This is a genomic window from Streptomyces sp. NBC_00388 (assembly GCF_036061255.1).
Taxonomy (GTDB): domain Bacteria; phylum Actinomycetota; class Actinomycetes; order Streptomycetales; family Streptomycetaceae; genus Streptomyces.
The window spans coordinates 2,063,828-2,088,535 of record NZ_CP107948.1; the positions used below are offsets into that span (position 1 = coordinate 2,063,828).

The window sequence follows — 24,708 nt, forward strand, 5'->3', positions numbered from 1 at the left end:
TGCCGATACGGCTCCTGGGAGAGGCTCCGCACGGCAGGAGGAGCCGTCCCGGCCGCGGTTCCACCGCCGATAGCCCGTGGTTCCACCGCCGACAGGCTGGCGCCATGACCGAACAGCTTCCGGCCGGTGGTGTCGTGGCGTCACCCGGCGAGATCGACGCACGGTGGGCGGAGTGCTGGAACCCCCGGGACTTGGCCTCCCGGCTCGCCGGTGTCACCGCGCCCTGGTACGTCGCCGCGGGCTGGGCGCTGGATCTGTTCCGGGGTGAGCAGAGCCGGGAGCACGACGACATCGAGATCGCGGTCCCGGCGGCCCGGTTCCCCGAGATCCGTGCCGCCCTGACCAGTGGCCCCGGGGCACAGTCCGCCGCCGGGGCCGGGTTCACGTTCGACGCGGTGGGGTCGGGCCGGATCTGGGAAGGGGCCCGGCCGAGGTGCTCGCTGTGACCCATCAGACCTGGCTGCGCGACCGGGCGTCCGGGGCGTACGTACTGGATGTCTTCCGCGAGCCGCACGAGGGAGACGTCTGGATCTGCCGCCGCGATCCGGGGATCCGGCTTCCGTACACCGCGGTCATCCACCGGACCCGAGACGGAATCCCCTTCCTGGCACCGGAGTTGGTGCTTCTCTTCAAAGCCGCGCATACCCGGGCCAAGGACCACCAGGACTTCACCGCGACCCTGCCCCTGCTGTCCGCCGACGGGCGGGCCCGGCTGGCCGGCCTGCTGGCCCGGGTGTGTCCGGGACACCCCTGGCTGGCGGCGCTGTGACACTTTGCGCCGCCGGCCCGGGGCCCGGGGTTCCGCCCCCGGCGCACCGCCGTAGGCTGCACCGGTGTCTTCCGTACTTGTTCTCGGTATTGATCCGCACGCCGTCCCCGGTCTCGACGCGGACGGCATCCGCGCCGCCCTCGACGGCGAGCTGGCCCGCTTCGGTGAACTCGGCGTCGACGCGTCCATGACGCTGATCGCGCTCGACGAGTCCGCCGGACCCACGACGGTCACGGCACTGGCCGGCCGCGCGTGGGACGTCGTGGTCGTCGGGGGCGGGATCCGCAAGCCCGAGCCGTTGCTCACGCTGTTCGAGCAGGTGGTCAATCTGATCCGGCAGCACGCGCCGCAGGCCGCCATCGCGTTCAACACCAGCGGGGGCGACAGCGTCGAGGCGGCGCAGAGGTGGCTGTGAGGGGCTGGGCCCACACCGTTCGGCGGTAGGGCCGCCCCGCCCGCCTCTGCCCCGGACGCCATCGTCCCCGCCGCGGAAGCGCGGCGGGCTGCGGCCGCCCGGAGGCCGGGGGCGCGCTCCCCCCTGCCTTCGGAGGCGCCGGGGGCCGCCGGGCGCCGGTGTCCCGGAATCCGGGGCGCGGCCGGCGGTGCGGTCGCCGCGACCCGGGGCAGAATGGCGTTATGCCTGAATTGCCGGAGGTCGAGTCCCTCGCACAATTTCTGGACGAGCACATCGCCGGCCGTTCCGTCGACCGTGTCCACCCGGTGGCCGTCCACGCGCTCAAGACGTACGACCCGCCCCTGACCGCACTCGAAGGACAGGCCTTCGACGGGGTGACCCGGCACGGCAAGTTCCTCGATCTCCGGATCGGCGGGGTGCATCTGGTCATGCACCTCGCCAGGGCCGGCTGGGTCCGCTGGAGCGAGCACCTCCCGGACGCGCCGCCCCGCCCCGGCAAGGGGCCACTCTCGCTCCGGGTCCGGCTGACGGAGCCGGCGGGCGCCGGTTTCGACGTCACCGAGGCGGGGACCCAGAAACGGCTCGCGATCCACGTCGTCCGGGATCCGCTGGAGGTGCCCGGCATCGCGCGCCTGGGGCCCGACCCCCTCGCGGGCGCGTTCACCCTGGCGGCCTTCACGGGGATGCTGGAGGGCGAGCGGCGGCAGATCAAAGGCGTCCTGCGCGACCAGAGCGTCATCGCCGGGATCGGCAACGCCTACTCGGACGAGATCCTGCACGCCGCCCGGATGTCGCCGTTCCGGCCGGCCGCCAAGCTCACCGACGAGGAGGTGGCCGTGTTGTACACGGCGATCGGGACCACGCTCGGAGAGGCGGTCGAACGCTCCCGGGGGCTGGCCCTGCGCAGCCTCAAGACAGAGAAGAAGAGCGGGCTGCGCGTGCACGGGCGCACGGGCGAGCCGTGCCCCGTCTGCGGGGACACCGTCCGGGAGGTCTCCTACAGCGACTCCTCGATGCAGTACTGCCCCACCTGCCAGACCGGTGGGAAGATCCTGGCGGACCGCCGGATGTCGCGACTGCTGAAGTAGGCGGGGCGCAGGGAGCCCGCGGGCCCGGTCCTGACCCGGCACCGGCCCCCGGCGGGCGGAGGGGTCCTCGGTGGGCGAGGGGGCCTCAGTGGGCGAGGGGGCCGGCGCGCCTCTAGGCTGGCGGGTCCGCAGCGCTCGAACCCGAGCCGTCGAACCCTCTGGTGCACCCGTGACCGACATCTCCGCCGTCCTGTCCCAACTGGACTCCGTAGGGCCGTACTTCACCGTGCGGCACGGCGGGAGGCCGGACCCGGAGGGGTTCAGGCCCCTGTCGGACCTGTACGGGACGGATCCGGACGCGACAGGAGCGGACGCGGCGGATCCGGTCGGGGTGGGTGCGTACGGTACGGGCGCTGCCGGGACGGGCGGCCTGCTCGGCGCCTATGTGGGGACGTACGCCCGGCGGATGGGCACCGACCAGCTCCGGGTGGCCGCTTCCACCCTTCACCTGGCCCTCGTCTCACGCCTCTGGTCGGTCGCCGTCGGCGCGGCCGTACTCTCCGGCTGCCTGCCGGACCTGGCGCCGGAGCGGACCCGGGTGCGTCTCACCGGCGACGGGCCGCTCGAACTGTGGCTGCCCGTACCGGAACTCGCGCCGGGTCAACCGCAGCCCGGCCACGAGGCCGCGGCCGTACGGGCGTCCGTGGCCCTCCCGCACCTGTACCCGCTGCACGCGGCCCTGCGCGCCCGGTTCGGGGTCTCGCCGCACACCCTCCGCGGGAACGCGGCGTCCGCGCTGGTCGGCGCGGTGCGCGTGCTGAACGGCCGGCGGCCGGGCACCGAGACACGGGCCACCGCGCTGGCAGCCGGCGTGCTGGCGGGCGAACCCCTGGCGGACAGCGGCGACTTCATCGTCGAGGAGGGGCTCGGCTTCGCCTTTCTCCGCAACAGCTGCTGTCTCTACTACCGGGCCCCGGGCGGCAGCCTCTGCGGGGACTGCGTGCTGCGGCACCCACGCCGGGACCGCCCCGGTCCCTAAGGGCTGCCCGGCACGGACACCGGCAACCGCCCACCGGCCACCACCGGTGACCGGTTGCCGAACTGCCGTCCCCGGAGGGCCTGTTCGGCAAGTTATTTCTGTAACTTGCAGGAAAGTTTTGCGTAAACACTTGAAGTGCTCATGCCTTAGCGGCAGGCTCCTCTGCGTCTCCCCCCATGGCGGTCGCCCGCAACCGGCCGCCCCGGGACACCGCACTGCCCGTACGACGAAGGAGCCGCAACGATGCGCAACCGTCTGCTCGGTGTGTCCATGGCCGGGGTCATGGCCGCCGGTGGTCTGCTCGCCCTCACCCCCTGGCAGGCGCAGGCCGCGCCTCCCGGCGACCGGACCGTCACCGCCACCCTCTTCGAGCGCCCGTACACGGATGTCGGCAAGATCTGCACGGACTCGCTCGGCCCGGCCGGATACGGGTACGTCGAGGTGTCCCCCGCGACCGAGCACATCGCCGGGCCCCAGTGGTGGACCTCGTACCAGCCCGTGAGCTACCGCATCGCCGGGCGCCTCGGCGACGCCGGCGCGTTCCGGTCCATGGTGAGCGCGTGTCACGCGGCCGGCGTCAAGGTGATCGCCGACGCGGTCATCAACCACATGTCGGCCGGATCGGGCACCGGGACCGGCGGCACGCAGTACAGCAAGTACAACTACCCGGGTACCTACAGCGACCCGGACTTCCACAGCTGCCGCCAGGACATCAGCGACTACACCAACCGCGAGAACGTGCAGACCTGCGAACTGGTCGGTCTGGCCGACCTCGACACGGGCAGCGACTACGTACAGTCCACCATCGCCGCCTATCTGACCGGCCTGCGCGAGATGGGCGTCGACGGATTCCGCATCGACGCGGCGAAGCACATGGCCGCCGCCGACATGCAGGGCATCAAGAACAAGATGGCGGATCCCGGGTTCTGGGTCTCCGAGGTCATCTACGGCAACGGCGAGGCGGTACAGCCCTCCGAGTACACGGGCCTCGGTGACGTCGACGAGTTCCGCTACGGGACCCATCTCAAGAGCGCCTTCCAGGGCGGTGACCTGGGCGGCCTGCAGAACGTCGCGGACGGGAAGCTGGCCGGTGACCAGGCCACCACATTCGTCGACGACTGGGACACCGAGCGCAACGGTTCGACGCTGAGCTACAAGGACGGTGCCACCTACAAGCTGGCCGAGGCCTTCATGCTGGCGCACCCCTACGGCTCGCCCAATGTCTTCTCCGGCTACGAGTGGTCCGACAAGGACGCGGGCCCGCCCAGCGGCAGCGACGGGTGGACCAACATGCACGCGGACCCCGAGGTCACCGGGATGGTCGGGTTCCACAACGCGGTCGGCGACGCGGCGGTGACCGACTGGTGGTCACAGGGCAGCGCGCTCGCCTTCGGACGCGGGGCCAAGGGCTTCGTCGCCCTCAACAACGGGGACGGCGATCTCCAGCAGACGTTCACCACGTCCCTGCCGGGCGGCACGTACTGCAATGTCGCCAAGGCCTCCCCGGGCGACTGCGCGGGCAACACCGTGACGGTCGGCGACGACGGCAAGGTCAGCGCGACGGTCCCCGCCAAGGGCGTACTCGCCCTGGACACCGCCGCCACGTCGTAGACCGCGGGCAGCCAGGGGCTGGGGAGCCGGCGGCCTGCTCATGTACTGTTGCCCTCCCCACGCCCGTGGACCGTACCGAGGAGGTGAGCCCCATTACCGCTGCAGCAGGACGGGTGCTCCCCCGCACGGCCGTGCGGTTCATCTGACACAGGTGACCGAGGGAGCCCCGCAGGTATCCCGAAAGGCTCACATGCCGGTCCCCCTGTCATCTTCATCCCCTCGCCCTTCCCTGTCGCCTTCGCTGCCCGCTGTCGTCGACCGGCTCCGGGCCGCGGGCTGTGTCTTCGCGGAGGACGAGGCGGAGCTGCTGGTCTCCACCGCCCGTGACTCCGCGGAGCTGGCCGCCATGGCCGACCTGCGCGTCAAGGGCCTGCCCCTCGAACACGTGCTGGGCTGGGCCCGGTTCTGCGGCCTGCGGATCGCCGTGGACCCCGGTGTGTTCGTACCCCGCCGGCGCACCGAGTTCCTCGTCGAGCAGGCCCTCGCCCTCGCCCATCCGGCGGCCGTCGTGGTCGATCTCTGCTGCGGATCGGGCGCCCTGGGCGCCGCGCTCGCCTCCGCGCTGCCCGGGGCGGAACTGCACGCCGCCGACGTCGACCCCGCCGCGGTGCGCTGTGCCCGCCGGAACGTCGCCGGGGCCGGCGGCCGGGTGTACGAGGGCGATCTCTACGCTCCGCTGCCGCGGTCGCTGCGCGGGCGCGTCGACATCCTGCTGGCCAACGTGCCGTACGTGCCCACGGAGGAGATCGGGCTGCTGCCCGCCGAGGCACGGATGCACGAGGCACGTGTCGCGCTCGACGGCGGTGCGGACGGCCTGGACGTACTGCGCCGGGTGACCGCGGCGGCGCTCCCCTGGCTCGCGCCCGGCGGGCATCTGCTGTTCGAGACCAGCGAACGGCAGGCGCCCACAGCGGTACGGACGGTCACCCGGGACGGGTTGTCGGCGCGCGTGGCCGACTGCGCGGAGCGGTACGCCACGGTGGTCATCGGTACACGTCCGGCCGCTTGATGCCCGGCACACGGGGTCCGGGGTCCGGGGCCCGAGACCCGAACCCCGTTCCCCGTGCGCCGGGTTGCTGGTGGAACAGCCGGCGGGGCGGGGCCCCTCAGCGCCCGTAGTGGATCAGGAAGCGGACCATCCGGCAGGTGGTGTCGGACGGCGGGTGGATACCCGCGAGAGCGGCCGTGGAGCGTATCTTCCCGTCCGGTGCCTGCTCCGGACGGTGGACACCGGTGTCGAGCAGGGCGATGGCCAGGCGCATCGCCTTCAGCCTGCGGTTGTGCGAGACGTACCAGTCACGTGGCTTTCCTGCGGGCAGCGGCTGCTTGACCAGGGACTCCATCGGGAACGCGGCTACGGCCATCGGCGACCTCCAGGCGCTGGTGAAGGGCCCTCGCGGCCCCTCACGAACTACCCTTATTCTACTGCCGGGCACTGACAGAAGCCCCTGGCCGGCGGGGGTTCCGACGGTCTCTCCCGTACCTTGGGGCCATGGAGATCTGGATCAATCCCGCCTGCTCGAAGTGTCGCGGCGCGGTGGACCTGCTGGACGCGGAGGGTGCCTCGTACACCGTCCGCAGATATCTGGAGGACGTGCCGGACGAGGACGAGATCCGGGCGGTGCTCGGCCGGCTGGGACTCGAACCGTGGGACATCACCCGGACCCAGGAGCCGGAGGCGAAGGCGCTCGGGCTGAAGGACTGGCCCCGCGACGCGGAAGCGCGGGAGCGCTGGACCGCGGCGCTGGCCGGGCATCCGAAGCTGATCCAGCGGCCGATCATCACGGCGGACGACGGCACAGCGGTGGTGGCGCGCACGGAGGAAGCGGTACGGAACGCCATCGGGCGGTGAACCGCCGGTCCTCCGCGCCCGCTTGCGGATCCGCGCCCGCCCGGCGGCGCCGCGGCCCGGCGGACTCCGGTCACTTCCGGGACAGCTGACCCTCCGCCTCGGCCAGGATCTCCGTCATCCGCAGCCCGAACCGCGCGTCGCACGGATGCGGTTCGCCGGTGCGTACGGCAGCCAGCAGCGCGTCGACCGCCGCGGCGAACGGCACCTGCGCGCCGCCGCCCCGGCCTTCCGGCAGCACCGCCACCCCCTGCGTACCGCGGAATTCGACGGTCGCGCCCGCCGCCGGGCCCGGGGCGCTCAGGCTGAGCGTCGCCGAACTGGAAGCTCCCGAGGCGTGGCGCAGCGCGAGGTGGACGGTGTCCTGCGCGCCGCCGGCCGCGGTGACCTGCGTGGCGTCCCCGAGCACCGGCAGCAGGACGGAGAGCGCGTGCGGGCCCACGTCCCAGAGGCCGCCCTTCTCCCTGCGCCACGGGGACGCGGCGAACGGGCTGTCCGCTCCGGGGGAGAAGAGCGCTCCGAGCCACTCGGCGCGGCCGGTGAACCAGCCCTCCACCGCTGCCTGTCCGGCGATCCACTCCGCCACCCCGGGGGTGAAACGCAGCGTGCAGAAGACCACGGAGGCGACGCCGGAGCGCTCCGCCGCCGCGACGACCTCACGTGCGCCGCCGACCGTCGTGGCCACCGGCTTGTCGAGCAGCAGATGGCACCCGGCCGCCGCCGCGCGGGCCGCGAGGGGGGCCTGGACGTCCGGCGGGAGGGCCACCGCGACCGCGTCGCTGGCCGCGAAGAGAGCGTCCACGTCGTCGTACGCGGTCGTCCCGTGTTCGGCGGCGAGCGCGCCCGCCGCCGCCGGCCGCCTGCCCCAGACCCCGCTGAACTCGGTCTCCGGGTGGGCGGCGAGCGCCGGGGCGTGGGTGGACTGCGCCCAGGGGCCGGTGCCGAGCAGGCCGATGCGCGTTCTCGATCCAGATGGCTTCGTCATACCGGCCAGTGTGGTTCACCGGCGGACGCGCGGGACCGCGGAACTCGCCTCGGCTCCCGCCGCGCCCGGCCGGGGCACGGCAGGCGGGTCCTCCCGGAAGGGCGGGCGCGGCCTCCGCGCTGCTCCGCCGCGCGCCTCCGCAACCCCGGTATCGCGGCCGGTCCCCGTCGGCGCCGCGTGTCCCGCGGGGGCGCCTGGGGCGTTCCTTTGCCGGGAGCCCTGCTGCTGCTCCCCCGCATCTGGTTCAATGGACCCATGGCCCGCCATCAGAACACCTCGACCGGTCGCTTCGACCTCGAACCGTTCTGGCCGTCCCGTCAGCATCACGACTTCGACCGAGTGTGTTGCCGTGCGACACAGGCGCCGGCCCTCTAACGCCTCCTCCGTTCCGAAGCCTTCGGCCGGCGCGCACGACGTACGTCCCTCGACGACCTCTCCGCGCGAAAGAGCTGACCACTCATGGCTGACACCCGTTCCTTCTCCGCTGCGACCACCGCGCCGCTTCCCTCTCCCCGGCACCGGCTGCGATCCGTCGACCGGGACGAGGTGGTCCCGGTCGCTGACTTCCTGCCGCCGGGGGCCACCTGGCTGCCGGCGCCCCAGCACACCCTGCCCACCGTCCCCGGCCAGCCGCCGATGATCGGCTATCTGGTGCTCGTGCCCGCCGATCACCAGCCGGCCCAGGCGGCGGCTCCGGCCGCGTCCGACGGCGCGGTCCGTATCGACAGTGAGCAGCGCACCGCGTCGGTGGACGGACGGGCGCTGGATCTGACGTATCTGGAGTTCGAGCTGCTCGCCCACCTCGTCGCCCACCCTCACCGCGTGCACAGCCGCGACCAGTTGGTGACCACCGTGTGGGGGTACGGGCATGTGGGCGACGGGCGGACGGTCGACGTCCATGTGGCCCGGCTGCGCCGCAAGCTGGGCGCCGAGCACCGCCACACCATCCGTACGGTGCGCCGCGTCGGGTACAAGTACGCGCCCTGATCCCGCCCGCACACCCGCGGGTGTGCGACAGCGGGTTCCTGCCTTTCCGCCCACGCCCTCCCCGGCTGTCCCACGGCCCGGGGAGGGCGTTCTGCTCGCGTGCACCGGAGCTGCCCGTGCGTGCCGGGCACGGGGGTGGTGCCAGGTACACCCCGGGCCCGGGTGCGGGACCCCGTGACCGGGCGGCACGTTGCGGCCAGACTGGGGGCACGGCCGGCGACCACCCGGCCGGGAACGAGAGGGATGCCGATGACGGGGACCAGGGCACGCGACGCCGGAGTGGCGGCCGCGCGGGGGCTGGCGCTGGGCGGGATGTCACTGATCGGCTCGATCACGCTGTTCACCCTGACGGTCGTCTCGATCGGTCTGATCCCCATCGGTGTCGGTGTCCTCACCACGCCGGCGCTGCTCGGGCTGATCCGCTCGCACGCCGACCGGCGCCGGCTGCTGGCGGCGACGTGGACCGGCACCGGCATACCGGTCGCGCACCGGCCGCTCCCGGAGCGACGGCCCGGCGTGGCCGGCCGGGCCGGGCATTGCTGGATGCTGGTGAAGTCCCCCACGACCTGGCGCGATCTGCGCTGGCTGCTGATCGACATGACGGCGGGCGCGGCCACCGCACTGCTGCCGGCGTCGCTGTTCGGCGAAGGGCTCTTCGGCGTGCTGTTGCTGCTCGGCCTGTGGAAGCCGGTCGTCCGTGCGGGCGGCGGGTACTGGTACGAGTTCGTCCGGGTGGACGGCTGGGGCACCGCGGCGCTCGCGGCCCTGGTCGGAGCGGGCTGGATCGCGGTCGGGCTGCGTTTCGGGCCGTCGCTGATCCGCGTCCACTTCGGCATCACCAGGTCCTGGCTGATCCCCACGAGAGAGGCCGAGCTGGGCGAACGCATCGACCGGCTCACCGAGACCAGGCACGACGCGGTGGACTCGTCGGCCGCCGAGCTGCGCCGGATCGAGCGGGATCTGCACGACGGCGCACAGGCCAGGCTGGTGGCGATGGGCATGAACCTCTCCACCGTGGAGGCGCTCATCGAGAAGGACCCGGCGCAGGCGAGGCTGGTGCTCTCGATGGCCCGGGCGTCGTCGGCCGAGGCCCTCAGCGAACTGCGGGACCTGGTGCGCGGCATCCATCCGCCGGTGCTCGCCGAGCGGGGGCTGGGTGACGCCGTCAGGGCGCTGGCGCTGCGGCTGCCCGTGACGACCGAGGTCGAGGTCGACCTGCCGGGCCGCGCGGAGGCCCCCGTCGAATCGGCGGCGTACTTCGCGGTCAGTGAGGTCCTGACGAACGCCGTCAAGCATGCGGCGGCAGACCGGATCCAGGTCGATGTGTACCACGTGGAGGGGATGCTGCGGATATCGGTCACCGACGACGGCCGCGGGGGCGCTTCGACGGGGGCGGGTTCGGGGCTGAGCGGAATCCAGCGCCGACTGGGTACATTCGACGGCGTACTGGCCGTCAACAGCCCGGTGGGCGGCCCGACCATGGTGACGATGGAGATCCCGTGCGTGTTGTCCTCGCCGAAGACCTCTTCCTGCTGAGGGACGGCCTGGTCCGGATGCTGGAGGCGTACGGATTCGAGATCGCGGCGGCGGTCGGGACCGGGCCCGAACTGACCAGGGCCTTCGCGGAATTGCGGCCCGATGTCGCCGTGGTCGATGTCCGGCTGCCGCCGTCACAGACGGACGAGGGCCTGCAGTGTGCGCTCGCCGCCCGCCGGGCCAGGCCCGGGCTCCCGGTCCTGGTGCTGTCGCAGCATGTGGAGCAGCTGTACGCCCGCGAGCTGCTGGCCGACGGCACCGGGGGCGTGGGATATCTCCTGAAGGACCGGGTGTTCGACGCCGACCAGTTCATCGACGCGGTACGCCGGGTGGCCGGGGGCGGTACCGCGATGGACCCGCAGGTGATCCAGCAGCTGTTGTCGCGGCGCGCCCAGGACAAGCCGGTGGGCAGTCTCACCCCGCGCGAGCTGGACGTCATGAAGCTGATGGCCCAGGGGCGGTCCAATGCCGCCATCGCGGGCCAACTCGTCGTCACGGAGCGGGCGGTGGCGAAGCACACGTCGAACATCTTCGGCAAGCTGAGCCTGCCGGTGTCGGACGACGACAACCGGCGGGTCCTCGCGGTGCTCGCCTATCTCGACCGGGGCTGAGGCCGGCCCCGGGCCCGGTACGGCTACCGCGGCTGACGGGTCACCCGTACTCCGGTGACTCCCAGCAGACCCGCGAGCGGGACCCGTGCCGATGTCTGGTCAGGGGCCACCGCGAAGTCACCGGCCCGCAGCAGATCCAGCAGCCGTTCGGCCAGCGGCATCACCATGTGCCGTCCCCAGCAGCGCTCGTTGGCGTGGCCGAAGGGCAGATATCCCGGGTGGTCGTCGGGGTCGGCCCCGTCCCACCGGTCCGGGCGGAAGTCGTCGGGGTCGTCCCAGATCGCCGGGGAGCGGTGGGTCAGCAGGGGCAGCATCAGCACGTCGTCCCGCTCGCCGATCCGTTCGTCCAGCGCGGCGAACTCCGGTGAGGCCACGCGCAGCAGGTTCCACGACGGGGGCAGCAGTCTGAGGGTCTCCAGCAGGATGTTCCGGTTGGACACGTCGTCGGCGAAGGGCGATCCGAGCCAGAGCGCGTTGGCGACGAGCGTGGACACCGTGAAACAGACGGGCGCCGCCGCCCTCCGGTACATCCCCATGGCGTGCCGCCGGCCCGCGTAGGTCCCTGCCTCCGCGGTGAGCGCGGCGAGGTGCGAGACCGGCGCGCCGGGGCCGGGGCCGCCGGGCAGGGCGGCGCCCGTTCCGATGACGGCCCAGGTCAGCGCGGTCGTCAATTCCAGCCTGCGGTCCACGAGTACGCGGTATCGGCCGGGGTCGGCGCCGAAAACGAGATCCCGCAGATAGACATGGCCCACCTGCGGCCATTCTCCGGAGAGATCGACCGTTCCGCGTTCCGGCTTTTTCAGCGCGGATTTGACGTCCTGAGAAATGGCCCGCATGAGCGCGGACGATTCCGGTCTTGTGATGGACCTTCCCTTGAGCGGCTTGAATGTCGGCCGCTCGAATTCGTTGGCAGGTCTGCTGCGGAGTATTTCATCGATCAGTTCGGGCCCTGCGACACCTACGGTCCCGGGATCCAGACGGAATGCCTCCGCACCGCGGTGCGTGCGCAGAAGGTCGTCGATTCTCGGCGTGAAGACCGTGGTCCGGGCACCCCTGTCCGTACCGGAAATGTTCATCGGAGATCTCCCGGAGCAAGAGGCCTGCGCCCGGCGGGACCGCTGAACGGCCCCACCGGGTGCGGGTGAACAACGCGCAGATCAGTACCAGATGTACCAGGCGTACGACTTCAGGCTCTTCTCGGGCCTGATCTTGTTCTTGAGTGAATGAATAAGCTTCATGACAGCACCTCCGATTGACGGCGAACTGACCGAGCCAGATTTGTGAACCCGGCGGCAGAAGTGAAACCCAGCAGAATTGGTACGTCAATGTAACGCAGATCACCCACCGTTCGGGCACTTTACATGTTTCATCCGGAACGCACCTTGAACAACGACGTACGGAGCGAAAGCCGCCCATTTCAGATCGCTGCGATACCCAGCCCCGCCCGCCGCCAATCCTGGAGTCGGGCGGGCCGAAAGGTGGAACCGGACCGCTCTTCCGCCCACACACGTGTGTGGCCCATTGCTCCGCCCCCTCCTCGTCATTACCGTGCGCAACGCATGCAACTGTCGTCGGACGGACCGTCAGCAGCAGTGACGCGCAATACAGAGGAGTGCCGATGCACGAGCTGTCCAGACGTACGCTGCTGAGCACCGCGGGAGCCGTCGGAGCCACCGCGGTGATCGGCGCGCAGACCCCTGCCGCGGCGGCCGGGGCCGCACCGCCCGCCCCCCGGAGTCTCTCCGCCGCCGCACCCGAGCCACTGGACACCGGTCCGGCCCGCGCGGCCCTGAAGCGGCTGCTGCCGCTCCACGCCGACCAGTTCACGCTCACCGGCCTCACCGGGCCGGAACGCTTCCGGGTCACCGGATCCGCGGGCCGGATCGAGGTCGCGGCCACCGGCCCCGCCGTCGCCCTGACGGGCGTCCACTGGTATCTCAAGTACGTCTGCCGGGCGCACATCTCGTGGAACACCTCGCAGCTCGGCCTGGGGCGTCAGCTGCCCGCCCCCGGCACTGCCGTCCAGCAGTCGGCCACCGTCCCGCACCGCTTCGCACTCAACGACACCCATGACGGCTACACCGCGCCGTACGCGGACTGGGCCCACTGGGAGCGGACGATCGACGTCCTGGCCCTGCACGGCTGCAACGAGGTCCTCGTCACGACCGGCCAGGAGGCCGTCTACCACCGGCTGCTCCAGGACTTCGGGTACTCCGACGCGGAGGCCCGGGCGTGGCTGCCCGCACCCTCGCACCAGCCGTGGTGGCTCCTGCAGAACATGAGCGGGTACGGCGGCCCGCTCTCCGCCGCGCTGATCGACCGGCGCGCCGCACTGGGCCGGCAGATCGCCGACCGGCTGCGCGAACTGGGAATGCACCCCGTCTTCCCCGGCTACTTCGGTACCGTCCCGGACGGTTTCCCCGGCCGCAACCCAGGCGCCGACGTCGTCCCGCAGGGCAGCTGGAACGGCCTGCGGCGCCCCGACTGGCTCGACCCGAGGACCGAGGTGTTCGGCCGGGTGGCCGCCGCCTTCTACCGGCACCAGAGCGAACTCCTCGGCGAGGCCTCGCACTTCAAGATGGACCTGCTGCACGAGGGCGGCACCGCGGGCCCCGTCCCGGTCGCCGACGCCGCGCGGGCCGTCGAGACCTCCCTGCACACCGCCCACCCCGGCGCCACCTGGGTCATCCTCGGCTGGGGCGCCAACCCGCGCGCCGACGTGCTCCGGGCCGTGGACACCGACCGGGTGCTGATCGTCGACGGGCTCTCCGACATCGACACCGTCACCGACCGCGAGAAGGACTGGGCCGGCGTCCCGTACGCCTTCGGCTCCATCCCCGACTTCGGCGGCCGTACGACCATCGGCGCCGACACCGACCGCTGGACGGAGAAGTTCACGGCCTGGCGCGACAAGCCGGGCAGCGCGCTGGCGGGCACCGCGTACATGCCGGAGGCCGCCGAGCGGGACCCGGCCGCCTTCGAACTCTTCAGCGAACTGGCCTGGCGCACCGAGAAGATCGACAGATCCGCGTGGTTCGCCCGGTACGCGGGAGTGCGCTACGGGGGCGACGACCCCGCCGCACAAGCGGCGTTCGCCGCGCTCGCGACCACCGCGTACCAGCTGACCACCACCGACGGCCGCCCTGTCGACTCGCTCTTCGCCCGCAGGCCCAGCCTCACCGCTTCGGTGAAGTCCGCCTTCGACACCGCCGGGTTCGACAGGGCTTTCGCCGCCCTGCTGAACGTCGCCGCGCCGCTGCGCGGTTCGGACGCGTACCGCTACGACCTCACCGACCTCGGACGGCAGGCGCTCGCCGACCGGGGACGGATGCTGCTGCCGCAACTGCGCGCCGCCTACCTGGGCAAGGACACCGACACGTTCCGCGCGCTGTCCGCGCTCTGGCTGAAGCTGATGGGCCTCGCCGACACGCTGGCCGGCTGCCACGGGGCGTTCCTGCTCGGCCCCTGGCTGGAGGAGGCGAAACGCTTCGCGACCGATCCGGCCGAGGTGGCGCAGCTGGAGTGGACGGCCCGCACGCTCATCACCACCTGGGGCGACCGCGCCGCAGCAGACCACCTCAGCAACTACGCCAACCGCGACTGGCAGGGGCTGCTCTCCGACATCCACCTCCCGCAGTGGCGTGCGTACCTGGACGAGCTGGCGGCGGCGCTCGCCGACGGCCGGGACGCCCGGACGTTCGACTGGTACCCGGACGAGGAGACCTGGACCCGGCGGACGGACGCGTACCCGGTCAGGGCGACCGGCGACGCGTACCGCACCGCACAGCGGGTCCACGACACCCTGGCCACCGCTCCGTACCAGGGCGCCGCCACGGTCTCCGCCCAGCCCGTCGCCTTCACCCCGGGCAGCACCGGCACGGTGACGGCCGGGTTCCGGAATCTCAACGGACTGCGCGCGACCGGACCGGTCGACTTCACGCTGACCGGCCTGGACGCGGCGCCGAAGGGCGGGACCTCCCTGGACAGCGTCGGCCCCGGCGCCGCAGGTTCGGTCTCCTGGCAGGTCACAGCGCCCTCCGAACCGCTGACCGCCCCGCTGCGCCCGATGTCCTACACCCTCCTCACCCGCTTCGGGCCGCAGGGCGGGAAGCAGGTGGACGTGCGGGAGCGGAGCGCGGTGTACGTGGCAGGGCCGCTCGACGCCGGGTGGCGTACGTACAACGGCAACGACGCCGTGTTCGGGCAGCTGGGCGGACGGCTGGCGATCAACGGCGGCGGACAGGACCTGTGGAAGGGGACCACCCAGTTCGGCACCGCGTTCCGCGCGGGGGCGATGACGGACGGTGCGACCGTGACCGTGCAGGTGGACGCGCAGGAGGACACCGGGGCCTGGGCCCGGTGCGGGCTCGTCGTGCGCAACTCCCTGGCGGCCCCGGGCGCGGCAGGGTTCCTGAACCTCGCGGTGACACCCGGCCAGGGCGTCGTGCTCTCGTACGACACGAACGGCGACGGCACCCTCGACACCTACAAGCGCCTCACCGGGATCAAGGCACCGGTCGCACTGCGGCTCTCCCGGGCGGGGTCGGCGTACACCGGCTCCTGCTCGGTGGACGGCGGCAGCAGCTGGCGGACGGTCGCCACCGTCACCGTGCCCGGCACTGCGGGCAACCAGGACGCCGGGATCTTCATGAGCGCCACGAACGGCGGCAACGGTGTCCGCGGGACCGTGGAGTTCAGCGGGTGGTCGGTGGGCTGAGCCGCGCGGCGGAGGCCTGCGGCCCCGGGCGGGGCCGCAGGCCTCCGGTGACCAACCCCCCTGCTGGCTCGTTCTGCTCAACGTGCCGCCACACGATCTGACCCGCCGCCCCGTGCCCGATGCGTCCGCACCCGATGTCGACGCGGGGCGGGCCGGTGCCGCGCTCGTCGAGCACTACCCCCGGCTGGTCAGGCTGGCGTACCTGATCCTGCCGCCCTCGCTCGGCCGCAACCGCCGGGTGCTGACGGCACACGCCCTGGCACAGCGTGCGCTGCCGCGGGGCCGGCGCTCCGGGCCCGTGCCGCCGCCCCGCCGGGCCGACGACTGCGACCCGGCCTACGCGTATGTACGGATCCGGGTGGTCGCGGCGGCTCTGGAAGTCGCGCGGCCCCGGCGGTGGAACGCCTGGCCCCGCCGCGCCCAGCTGCCGCCGCTGCTGCCGCAGGTCTGGGGACTGCGGCTGTTCCCGCGGTCCGGCGGCGCCGACGAACTCGCCCTGGACCAGCGGCTCTCCGCCCTCTCGGGCCCCGCGCGCGCCGCGTACGCCCTGCGCGGGCTCGAAGGACTCGACGACACGAGGGTGCGGCGGGTGCTGGAGGCCGCCGGGGTGGCCGACCCGAGAACGGCGCTGGGCCGGGCGGACGGTACGCCCGCGCAGTACGGGCTGCTGGCATCGGCCGCTTTCGACCCCTGCTCGCTCCAGGCCAGGCCCACCGATCTGCCGCGGCGCAGGCGGCGCTGCAGGGGGGCACTGGCCGCGGCGGCGGCCGTCCTGGTGTGCGGGACGCTGCTGGCGCTGCCGGACGGCGGGCTGCGCGGCGGGCCGGGTGCGGCGCCGGCCGTCGCCCCCGGGCCGGTGTCCGGGCAGGCCATGAATCCCGCGAAGCTGTCCCGGGTGGCCCCGGCCGCCTGGCGGACGGCGGACCGTACCGACTTCTCCGTCTGGCCGGCCCGCGGCGACCGCACCGGCGACCCGGTACTGCTGCGGCGCGCGCTCGCCGCCTGGGACCGCCCCGGCGACTCCGTGCAGGTCTCGGCGACCCCCGGCACCCCGGCCGGCCCCCCGATGGGCGCACCGCAGCTGCTGTACGCGGGCGGGGTCGACGACGCCGTGGTCGTGCTGCTCTACGACGGTCTGCGGGTGGTGCGGTACGCCGAGGCCAAGGACGGCGGCGGAGGCGCAGCGCTGGACTTCGCCCGGGTGGACGGCGCGGGCGAGGACGCGTCGGACGCGCTGGTCGTCGGCAGGACCGACGGCAACGTCCGCTATCTGACCGCGCCCTGGGTACGCGATGCCGGGGTGCGGGACCTGCTCGACCCGGCCGCGGGGGTGCGGCCGCTGGCCCGCTCGGCCGACGGGGTCACCGACCCGGTGCCCGGCGCCGGTTCCGGCCGCACCTGCGCCTCGTGGAACGCGCTCGCGCTGCGCGACGGAGCGGGGACACGTCTGGTGACCGACCTGGGCGAGCTGCCCCCGGCGCGGCTGCTGGCGGGCCCGCCGGCCGCGCCGCACGACGCGACGGGCCCGGCGGACCTGGCGGACTGGGCGCACACCGCATGCCTGCTCCCCGCCGCTCGCGCGCACGGCGTACGCACGGTGAACTCCTGGCAGTTCGCCTCCCAGCAGCTGCCCGGGGCCGACGGCCGGGCGGCCTGGCTCTGCACCCGCGCACAGACGTGGCGCGGCGCCGGAGCTCTGGTGCTGGCGCAGTTCAGGGCGCCCGGCGGCGAGGAGACCGCCCCGGATGCGGTGGTGGCCCGCGCGGAGGACACCCCGGCGTGCGGCAAGCGGCAGCCCAGGGCGCTGGCCGGTGTGCTGTGGAAGTCGCCGGGCGGGCAGTGGTACGTGCTGGGGGCCGGCAGTTCGCAGTTCGCGTCGCTGGCCACGACGGGCGGTGCGACCGGCAGCACCGCCGGGCGGCTCCTCGCGGTACCCGCGGGCCGGGGCGCGAAGGCCAGGCTGACCGGACGGCTGGCGGACGGGACCGTGGTCAGCACGCTGCCGTGACCGGACACGGACAGGGAGCTCCGCCCCGGGTCGGACCGGACTCGGGCGAACCGCGCGCCGCAAGGCCCTGTTCCTCGGACGTACCCGTCGGTACATTGACGCCATGTCTAATACGCAGCCCGCCCCGGTGGCTTCGGAGCACATAGCGCTCAAGGCCCGCAAGGTCTCCTTCGACTGGGAGGCGACTCCTCTGCACTGGGTGCCCGGCGATCCGTTCACCACGCACACCATCAACGTGCTGCATCTGCTGCTTCCGGCGGGCGAACGCTGGTTCGTGCACGTCTACAAGCAGGTGCTGCCGCTGATCCGGGACGAGCGGCTGCGCGAGGACGTCATCGGGTTCATCGGCCAGGAGGCGATGCACTCCCAGGCGCACGACGACGTGCTCCCCCATCTCGCGGCGCAGGGTCTCGACCCGGCCCCGTACACCGCCCAGGTCGACTGGCTCTTCGAGAAGCTGCTCGGCGACCGGACGCTGCCGCCCGGCAGGGCGAGCCGGTGGTGGCTGAAGGAACGGGTCGCGACGATCGCGGCGATCGAGCACTACACGGCCTTCCTCGGGGACTGGGTGCTCAACGCGGAGGCGCTCGACCGGCGCGGGGCCGACCCCACGATGCTGGATCTGCTGCGCTGGCACGGCGCCGAGGAGGTCGAACACCGGTCGGTCGCCTTCGAGGTCTTCCAGCACATCGACGGCGGATACCGCCGCCGGGTCCGCACCTGGGCGACGGCCTTCTCCGCCCTGGTCTTCCTCTGGCAGCGCGGCGTCAGGTTCTTCATGGAGAACGACCCGCTGCTGGAGGACGGCAGGGCGACGCTGCGCGCCTACCACCGGCGCGGCAAGCAGGGCCTGCTTCCCACGACCGGGGCCATCGCCCGGTCCGTACCCGGCTATCTGAGCCGCACCTACCACCCCTCGCAGGAAGGCAGCACAGCGCAGGCCGTGGCCTACCTCGCGAACTCCCCCGCCGCGAACGGGGGCCGCTGAGATGGCGCCGCCCCTGCCCCGCGCCCGCACGGTCGCCCTGGTCGCGGGTGCGGCCCTGCTGGCCAAGCGTGCCCTGCGCCGCCGTATCGCCGCGTCGCCGCTCTGGCCGCTGCCCGCGCTCGACGTCCCGGTCTCGGGGCGCGGCCGTCACCGGACGGTCAGCCGGCGGCTGCTGATCACCGAGCGCACCGCGGAGGCCGACGGCGTGGTGCGGCTCCGGCTGGAGAGCGCGTCGGGCGAGCGGCTCGCCGCCTGGACGCCGGGCGCCCATCTGGACCTGGTGCTGCCCTCCGGGCTGGTCCGCCAGTACTCACTCTGCGGGGACCCGGCCGACCGGGACGCGTACACGGTCGCCACCCGGCTGATCGAGGACGGCCGGGGCGGCTCCCGGGAGGTCCACGAACAGCTCCATGAGGGCGCCGGAATCGAGATCCGCGGCCCCCGCAACCGTTTCCCCCTGGTCGAGGCCGCTTCGTACGTCTTCGTCGCGGGCGGCATCGGGATCACGCCGCTGCTGCCCATGCTCCGCGCGGCCGAGGCGGCGGGCGCGCGGTGGCGGCTGGTGTACTGCGGGCGTACGCGCAGCTCGATGCCGTTCCTGGCGGAGGCCGGGGGACTCGGCGGCGGGGCGGACCGGGTGACGGTGGTCCCGCAGGACGAACAGGGCCTCCCCGAGCTGGACTTCTCGGCGGACCCCGCGGGGACCGCGTACTACTGCTGCGGCCCGGAAGGGCTGCTCGGAGCGGTGTCGGCTGCGCTCCCGGCCGGGGCGGCGCTCCATCTGGAGCGTTTCGCGCCGCTGACCGGCACTGCGGACACGGCCGCCTTCGACGTCGAGCTGCGCCGCTCCGGACGCACGGTGAGGGTCGCGCCGGGGTCCACGGTGCTGGCCGCCGTCCGCGCGGAGCTGCCGGATGTGCCGTACTCCTGCGAGCAGGGTTTCTGCGGCACCTGCCAACAGCGCGTCGTCGACGGCGAGGTGGACCACCGGGACGAGCTCCTGACGGACGCGGAGCGGGACGACTCGATGCTGATCTGCGTGTCCCGGGCGCGGGACGGGCGGCTGGTGCTGGATCTGTAGCGGGCCTCCCCGGGCCCTGTGGCCCGGGGAGCCTTGACACCCCGGATCGGCAGGAGGAGCATCCTCACGTCGTTGACAACGTTGTCGGGCGGCGCGCCGTCCCGGAGTGGCCAACGGCGCCTCCCTCCCGGGCACGTTGACCGTCCGTCACACACGAAGGGCAGGAACGGGTGTCAGACACGCACAACCGTCGGACGCGCACCGGGATCGGAGCACTCAGCTCCGTCGTGGTGACCGCCATGGCCGCCCTGGGCATGGCGGCCACCGCCGCCCCCGCCTCGGCCGCATCCCCGTACGGCACCGTCAAGGACCCGGTGTCGTACGTCCACCCGCTGATCGGCTCCGCCAACGCGGGCAACACCTACCCGGGCGCGGTGCAGCCCTTCGGGATGCTGGCCTGGAGCCCGCAGAACTCCAAGGGCAAGCAGGTCTCGACACCCGCGCCCGGCGGCTACCAGTACGACGCCACGAAGATCCGCGGGTTCAGCCTGACCCACCTCAACGGGGTGGGCTGCTCGGGGGCCAACGGCGACATCCCGATCATGCCGTACACGGGTGACGTCGACTCCTCGCCCAGCGCGGACACCACGGACGCCAAGTACGCCAGCACCTTCTCGCACGCCGACGAGACCGCCTCGCCCGGCTACTACAAGGTGGGCCTGGCCAGCGGCGCTTCCGCCGCGCTCACCACCACCGCGCGGACCGGCTCGGGGCAGTTCGGCTTCCCGGCGGGCAAGCCCGCCAGCATGCTCTTCCGCACCTCGAACTCGGAGAGCGGCAGCGCGGACGCCACCGTGAAGATCGACAAGGCGGCCAGGACCGTGACGGGTTCCGTCACGGCGGGCAACTTCTGCGGCCCGCAGAGCGCGAACAACCGGCACGACCTGTACACGCTGTACTTCACCGCCCACTTCGACAAGGCGTTCGCCAAGGTCGGCACCTGGAAGGACAGCACGGTCAGCCCCGGCTCCACCTCGGCGTCCGGAGGTACGGGCTACAGCTCGTCCGGCAACGCCGTGGAGGGCAAGGGCTCGGGCGCGTACATCACCTTCGCCGACGGGACCACCCAGGCGCAGGCCAAGGTCGCCGTCTCCTACGTCAGCCCGCGGAACGCGGAGGCCAACCTCCGCGCCGAGAACGCCCCGCGCAAGAGCTTCGCCTCCGTGAAGTCGCAGGCGTCCGCCGCCTGGAACAAGGTGCTGAAGTCGGTCGAGGTGGGCGGCGGCACCGACGCCCAGCGTTCGACCTTCTACACCGCGCTCTACCACTCCATGCTGGAGCCCACGCTGACCAGCGACACGGACGGCCGCTACCTGGGCGCCGACCGCAAGCCGCACAAGCTGGCCAGGGGGCAGAAGGCGCAGTACGGCACCTTCTCCGGCTGGGACCAGTACCGCGCCCAGGTGCAGCTGATGACGCTGCTCAATCCCAGGGCGGGCAGTGACTACGCGCAGTCGCTCTACAACTACGCCGGCCAGCGCGGCGGCGAGTGGGACCGCTGGCTGCTGGAGAACGGCAAGACGAGCGTCATGTCGGGCGACCCGTCCGACGCCGCGCTCGCCGGGATCTACGCCTTCGGTGGCCATGACTTCGACGTCAAGGGCGCACTGAAGTCGCTGGTCAAGGCCGCGACCGTACCGACGGCGAACGACTCGGACAGCTCGGGCTGCAATGTGGAGTGCGTGGGCCAGCGCCCGGCGCTCGACAAGTACCTGGACCTCGGGTACGTACCGGCGGACAACTGCCACTGCTGGGGCGGTGCGGCCGAGACGCTGGAGGACGCGGCGGCCGACTACGGCCTCTCCGAGCTGTCCCGGCAGACCGGCAAGAGCGCCGACGCGAAGAAGTTCCTGGACCGCTCGGGCAACTGGACGAACGTCTTCGACGCCAACGCCACCCCGCAGGGCGGCTACATCCGCGACCGCAAGGCGGACGGCACCTGGGCGGGCACGTTCACGCCCGGCACCGGCAGCGGCTTCGTCGAGGGGACCAGCGCCCGCTACACCTGGATGGTGTACTCGGACGTGGCGGGGCTCGCCTCCGCGATGGGTGGCGACGACACCGCGGTGAAGCGGCTCGACGCCTTCTTCCGCACCCCGGACGGCAAGTTCGACTTCTCGGCCAAGGACGACACCCGCTACGACGCGACCAACGAGCCGGACATCAACACGCCCTACCTGTACGACTACCTGGGCGCCCCGTACAAGACCCAGGAGACGGTCCGCGCGGAGATGGACCAGCTGTGGACCGACGCCCCGGGCGGTATCCCCGGCAACGACGACGCCGGGACCATGTCGTCCTGGTACGTCTTCTCTGCGCTCGGCATGTACCCGCAGAACCCCAGCCGTGCCGACATGACGCTCTCCGCGCCGCTGTTCCCGCACGCGGTGGTGCACACCGGGCACGGGCGGACCATCACGGTCAACGCTCCCGCAGCCTCGGCGGCCAACTCCTACATCCAGGGCCTCAAGGTCGACGGCCGGACATCCGGCAAGCCCTGGGTCCCGGCCTCACTGGTCACCCGCGGCGGCACCCTGGACTACACCCTGGGCGCGAAGGCGAACACCTCGTGGGGCAGCGCCGCGGCCGATGCCCCGCCGTCCTTCCCCGGCGGCGGCGTCAAGTACTTCACCGGTGCCACCCCCGAGCAGCTGAAGATCGAGCCCGGCACCGGCGGCGCGGACACCACGGTCAAGGTGCAGACGCTGGAGAAGAAGGCGACCTCGGTGCACTGGACGGCGACACCGCCCGCCGGTGTCACGGTGCAGCCCGCACAGGGCGACTTCACGGTCCCGGCAGGCGGGTCGGTGAGCGCGAAGCTCTCCGTCTCGGCCGCGTCCGGTACCGCGGAGGGCCGCTACACGGTCCCGGTCACGCTCAAGTCGTCCGGCGGCACGGAGCTTCCGAGGACGTCGGTGGCGGTGACCGTCGCGGCGAAGAACGGCATGCTCTGGAACCGCAACAGCACGGCCATATCCACCGACGACGACAACCCGCAGGCCAACTTCGACGGTGAGGGCTGGAGTTACTCGGGCAAGGCACTGGCCGCGGCCGGCGCGGCACCGGGCGGCACGGTCTCGTCCGGCGGCTTCGACTTCACCTGGCCGAAGGTGGCCGCCGGGGACCCCGACAACATCGAGGTCGCAGGGGACACCCCGCAGGTGCTGAATGTGCCGTCGGCCGACGGCGCCACCAAGCTCAGCCTGCTGGGCAGCGCGGCGGAGGGATCGGCCAGCGGTACGGCGACCCTGACCTACACCGACGGCACCACGCAGAAGGCCGACATCGGCTTCAGCGACTGGACGCTGGGCGGCGGGGCCGACAAGCCGTCGTTCGGCAACACGGTCGCGGTCCACACCGCGTACCGCGATGTCCAGGGTGGCGGCACCGACCCGGTCGGCACGGAGATCTTCGCGACCGCGCCGGTCGCGCTCCAGGCGGGCAAGCAGCTGGCGAGCGTGACACTGCCGTCGACGACGGACGGCGGCGTGCTGCACGTCTTCGCGGTGGCCACCGCCTGACGTACGACGCCTGCCGGCGGGCCGCCGGGGCACGGTACCTCACGTGCCCCGGCGGCCCGTTCGCCGTTCCCGCTCCACCGGGCAGTCGGTACCCTGGTCCCATGACGACCGGGGTACGCCGCAGGATGGGCGTCGAAGAGCGCAGGCAGCAGCTGATCAGTGTCGCCCTCGACCTGTTCAGCCACCGCTCCCCCGACGATGTCTCCATCGACGAGATCGCCGCGGCCGCCGGCATCTCCCGGCCGCTCGTCTACCACTACTTCCCCGGCAAGCAGAGCCTGTACGAGGCTGCGCTGCGCCGCGCCGCCGACGAGCTGGCCGAGCGGTTCGCCGAGCCGCACGCCGGGCCGCTGGGGGCGCGGCTGCTTCGGGTGATGGAGCGGTTCTTCGACTTCGTCGACGAGCACGGTCCCGGGTTCTCCGCGCTGATGCGCGGAGGCCCGGCCGTGGGGTCGACCACCACCAACGCCATGATCGACGAGGTCCGGACCGCCGCCTGCCGGCAGATCCTGTCCCACCTGGGTGTGCCGGACCCGCCCATCAGGCTGCAGTTGGTCGTCAGGTCCTGGGTGTCGCTCGCCGAGTCGACGGCGCTGATCTGGCTGGACGGGCGGAGCATCCCGCGGGCCGAGCTGGAGTTGCAGCTGGTGCACGACTTCGCCGCGCTGGCCGCGGTGAGCGCCGCGTACGACACCGGGATGGCCGCGGTCGTGCGGCGGATACTGAGCGAGGAGCCCGCCGACGGGCCGTTCGGGGATCTGGTCGGCCGGCTCCTCGCGCTGGCGCCGCCGCACGCGGCGGAGCTGCCCGCCCAGCGGACCGTCTGAACCAGCCGGTGAGCGGCCGGCCGGGGCCGGTCAGGACTTCCCGTAGACCACCGTCACCTGCTTGAACCCCAGGGAGTGCAGCAGCCCCTGGAGCATGCTCGTGGTGTTCTTCTCGGCGCGCGCCACCAGACCGCTGTCCTTGGCCGCCTCGCCGATGTGCTGGGCGGCGAGCTTCTGCACCGCGTGCTCGTTGTTCGGGTTGTCCGAGAAGAAGTCGCCGAGCCGGTCGAGCAGTCCGCGCTGCTTGGAGACCGCGTACGAGCGGTCCGGGTCGATGGCGGGCTTGGCGAGCACGGCGTGCGGCAGCCGGATGGTGGCCACGGTGCGGTCCTTGTTCACCGTCACCCCGCTCTTGGCGGTCCTGCCGAGGTCGACGTAGGAGCCCACCGTGCCCGCGCCGACGTACAGCATCCGGGAGCCGCGGATCGCGTCGGGCAGGAACTTGGCGTCCTTCTCCAGGTCGACGACGACCTGGAAGTTCCCGGACGCGGCCTCGTACCTGCTCATGTCCTGGATCGACTTGAGCAGGGCGGGCCCGGACCGGTCCTGGGTCTTCTCGCCGAACACGTCGCCCAGGCCCGGCAGCAGGTCGAGCCTGCTGCCGAGCAGCAGCAGCGCGAGCACCAGGACCAGGGCGACCGGCGCTTTGATCCACCAGGAGCGCCGGGGGGCCCGGGGCTCCTGCTTCCTCTCTGCTTCGGTCAGCGTCATGGGGTCCGGATTCCCCCGTACTCCA

The 24,708-nt window shown here is 72.6% G+C and carries 20 protein-coding genes and 1 pseudogene; 16 read left to right on the plus strand and 5 right to left on the minus strand.

What is annotated here, in order from left to right:
- Positions 1–104 precede the first annotated feature (104 nt).
- The 6 genes and pseudogenes from OG917_RS09420 (at position 105) to OG917_RS09445 (ending at position 5,871) form a co-directional block, all read left to right on the plus strand.
- Positions 105–769, plus strand: a pseudogene (locus OG917_RS09420) (nucleotidyltransferase domain-containing protein).
- Between the two features lie 64 nt (positions 770–833).
- Positions 834–1,184, plus strand: coding sequence for a hypothetical protein (locus OG917_RS09425; RefSeq protein WP_328317106.1), 351 nt, complete (start codon positions 834–836; stop codon positions 1,182–1,184).
- Positions 1,185–1,405: 221 nt separating this feature from the next.
- Positions 1,406–2,272 carry an Fpg/Nei family DNA glycosylase gene (locus OG917_RS09430; protein ID WP_328317107.1) on the plus strand — a complete coding sequence of 289 codons (867 nt, stop codon included), beginning with the start codon at positions 1,406–1,408 and terminating at the stop codon, positions 2,270–2,272.
- A 169-nt stretch (positions 2,273–2,441) separates the two neighbouring features.
- Positions 2,442–3,251 carry a (2Fe-2S)-binding protein gene (locus OG917_RS09435; RefSeq protein WP_328317108.1) on the plus strand — a complete coding sequence of 270 codons (810 nt, stop codon included), beginning with the start codon at positions 2,442–2,444 and terminating at the stop codon, positions 3,249–3,251.
- A gap of 243 nt (positions 3,252–3,494) precedes the next feature.
- Positions 3,495–4,862, plus strand: a complete 1,368-nt coding sequence (locus OG917_RS09440) for an alpha-amylase (RefSeq protein ID WP_328317109.1) — start codon at positions 3,495–3,497, stop codon at positions 4,860–4,862.
- Positions 4,863–5,052: 190 nt separating this feature from the next.
- Entirely contained in the window at positions 5,053–5,871 is an 819-nt protein-coding gene (locus OG917_RS09445) for a putative protein N(5)-glutamine methyltransferase (RefSeq protein ID WP_328317110.1), read from the plus strand.
- A gap of 97 nt (positions 5,872–5,968) precedes the next feature.
- On the opposite strand, the gene OG917_RS09450 is transcribed toward OG917_RS09445, so the two are convergent.
- Complete coding sequence (locus tag OG917_RS09450; RefSeq protein ID WP_328317111.1) at positions 5,969–6,226, minus strand: hypothetical protein; 258 nt, start codon at positions 6,224–6,226, stop codon at positions 5,969–5,971.
- Positions 6,227–6,354: 128 nt separating this feature from the next.
- On the opposite strand from OG917_RS09450, the gene OG917_RS09455 reads away from it, so the two are divergent.
- Entirely contained in the window at positions 6,355–6,714 is a 360-nt protein-coding gene (locus OG917_RS09455) for an ArsC/Spx/MgsR family protein (protein ID WP_328317112.1), read from the plus strand.
- Positions 6,715–6,784: 70 nt separating this feature from the next.
- Here OG917_RS09455 and OG917_RS09460 read toward each other — a convergent pair whose 3' ends face one another.
- Positions 6,785–7,696 carry a Gfo/Idh/MocA family protein gene (locus tag OG917_RS09460; RefSeq protein WP_328317113.1) on the minus strand — a complete coding sequence of 304 codons (912 nt, stop codon included), beginning with the start codon at positions 7,694–7,696 and terminating at the stop codon, positions 6,785–6,787.
- A gap of 459 nt (positions 7,697–8,155) precedes the next feature.
- Here OG917_RS09460 and OG917_RS09465 point away from each other — a divergent pair, with 459 nt between their 5' ends.
- The 3 genes from OG917_RS09465 to OG917_RS09475 all read left to right on the plus strand — a co-directional run bounded on the left by OG917_RS09465 (position 8,156) and on the right by OG917_RS09475 (position 10,830).
- Positions 8,156–8,683 carry a winged helix-turn-helix domain-containing protein gene (locus OG917_RS09465; protein ID WP_328317114.1) on the plus strand — a complete coding sequence of 176 codons (528 nt, stop codon included), beginning with the start codon at positions 8,156–8,158 and terminating at the stop codon, positions 8,681–8,683.
- 243 nt (positions 8,684–8,926) lie between these two features.
- Positions 8,927–10,219, plus strand: a complete 1,293-nt coding sequence (locus OG917_RS09470; protein WP_443058931.1) for a sensor histidine kinase — start codon at positions 8,927–8,929, stop codon at positions 10,217–10,219.
- Positions 10,183–10,830, plus strand: a complete 648-nt coding sequence (locus tag OG917_RS09475; RefSeq protein ID WP_328317116.1) for a response regulator transcription factor — start codon at positions 10,183–10,185, stop codon at positions 10,828–10,830. Before OG917_RS09470 ends, OG917_RS09475 begins: the two co-directional genes overlap by 37 nt.
- Positions 10,831–10,853: 23 nt before the next feature.
- Here OG917_RS09475 and OG917_RS09480 read toward each other — a convergent pair whose 3' ends face one another.
- Together OG917_RS09480 and OG917_RS30625 are read right to left on the minus strand one after the other, a co-directional pair.
- Positions 10,854–11,906, minus strand: a complete 1,053-nt coding sequence (locus OG917_RS09480; RefSeq protein WP_328317117.1) for a cytochrome P450 — start codon at positions 11,904–11,906, stop codon at positions 10,854–10,856.
- Between the two features lie 81 nt (positions 11,907–11,987).
- Positions 11,988–12,068: a tryptorubin family RiPP precursor gene (locus tag OG917_RS30625; protein ID WP_371540459.1), complete on the minus strand. Its 81-nt coding sequence runs from the start codon at positions 12,066–12,068 to the stop codon at positions 11,988–11,990.
- A 380-nt stretch (positions 12,069–12,448) separates the two neighbouring features.
- Between OG917_RS30625 and OG917_RS09485 the strand changes: the two genes are divergently transcribed.
- From OG917_RS09485 to OG917_RS09510, 6 genes are all read left to right on the plus strand, one after another.
- Positions 12,449–15,547 carry an alpha-N-acetylglucosaminidase gene (locus OG917_RS09485; RefSeq protein WP_328317118.1) on the plus strand — a complete coding sequence of 1,033 codons (3,099 nt, stop codon included), beginning with the start codon at positions 12,449–12,451 and terminating at the stop codon, positions 15,545–15,547.
- A gap of 82 nt (positions 15,548–15,629) precedes the next feature.
- Entirely contained in the window at positions 15,630–17,555 is a 1,926-nt protein-coding gene (locus OG917_RS09490) for a hypothetical protein (RefSeq protein WP_328317119.1), read from the plus strand.
- 103 nt (positions 17,556–17,658) lie between these two features.
- Positions 17,659–18,543, plus strand: a complete 885-nt coding sequence (locus tag OG917_RS09495; protein ID WP_328317120.1) for a metal-dependent hydrolase — start codon at positions 17,659–17,661, stop codon at positions 18,541–18,543.
- Position 18,544: 1 nt separating this feature from the next.
- Positions 18,545–19,624: a PDR/VanB family oxidoreductase gene (locus OG917_RS09500; RefSeq protein ID WP_328317121.1), complete on the plus strand. Its 1,080-nt coding sequence runs from the start codon at positions 18,545–18,547 to the stop codon at positions 19,622–19,624.
- A 239-nt stretch (positions 19,625–19,863) separates the two neighbouring features.
- Positions 19,864–23,145, plus strand: coding sequence for a GH92 family glycosyl hydrolase (locus tag OG917_RS09505; RefSeq protein WP_328321761.1), 3,282 nt, complete (start codon positions 19,864–19,866; stop codon positions 23,143–23,145).
- Positions 23,146–23,246: 101 nt separating this feature from the next.
- Complete coding sequence (locus OG917_RS09510; RefSeq protein ID WP_328317122.1) at positions 23,247–23,972, plus strand: TetR/AcrR family transcriptional regulator; 726 nt, start codon at positions 23,247–23,249, stop codon at positions 23,970–23,972.
- A gap of 30 nt (positions 23,973–24,002) precedes the next feature.
- Here OG917_RS09510 and OG917_RS09515 read toward each other — a convergent pair whose 3' ends face one another.
- A complete protein-coding gene (locus tag OG917_RS09515; protein WP_328317123.1) occupies positions 24,003–24,683 on the minus strand; it encodes a DUF4230 domain-containing protein in 681 nt (226 codons plus the stop codon).
- Positions 24,684–24,708 lie beyond the last annotated feature (25 nt).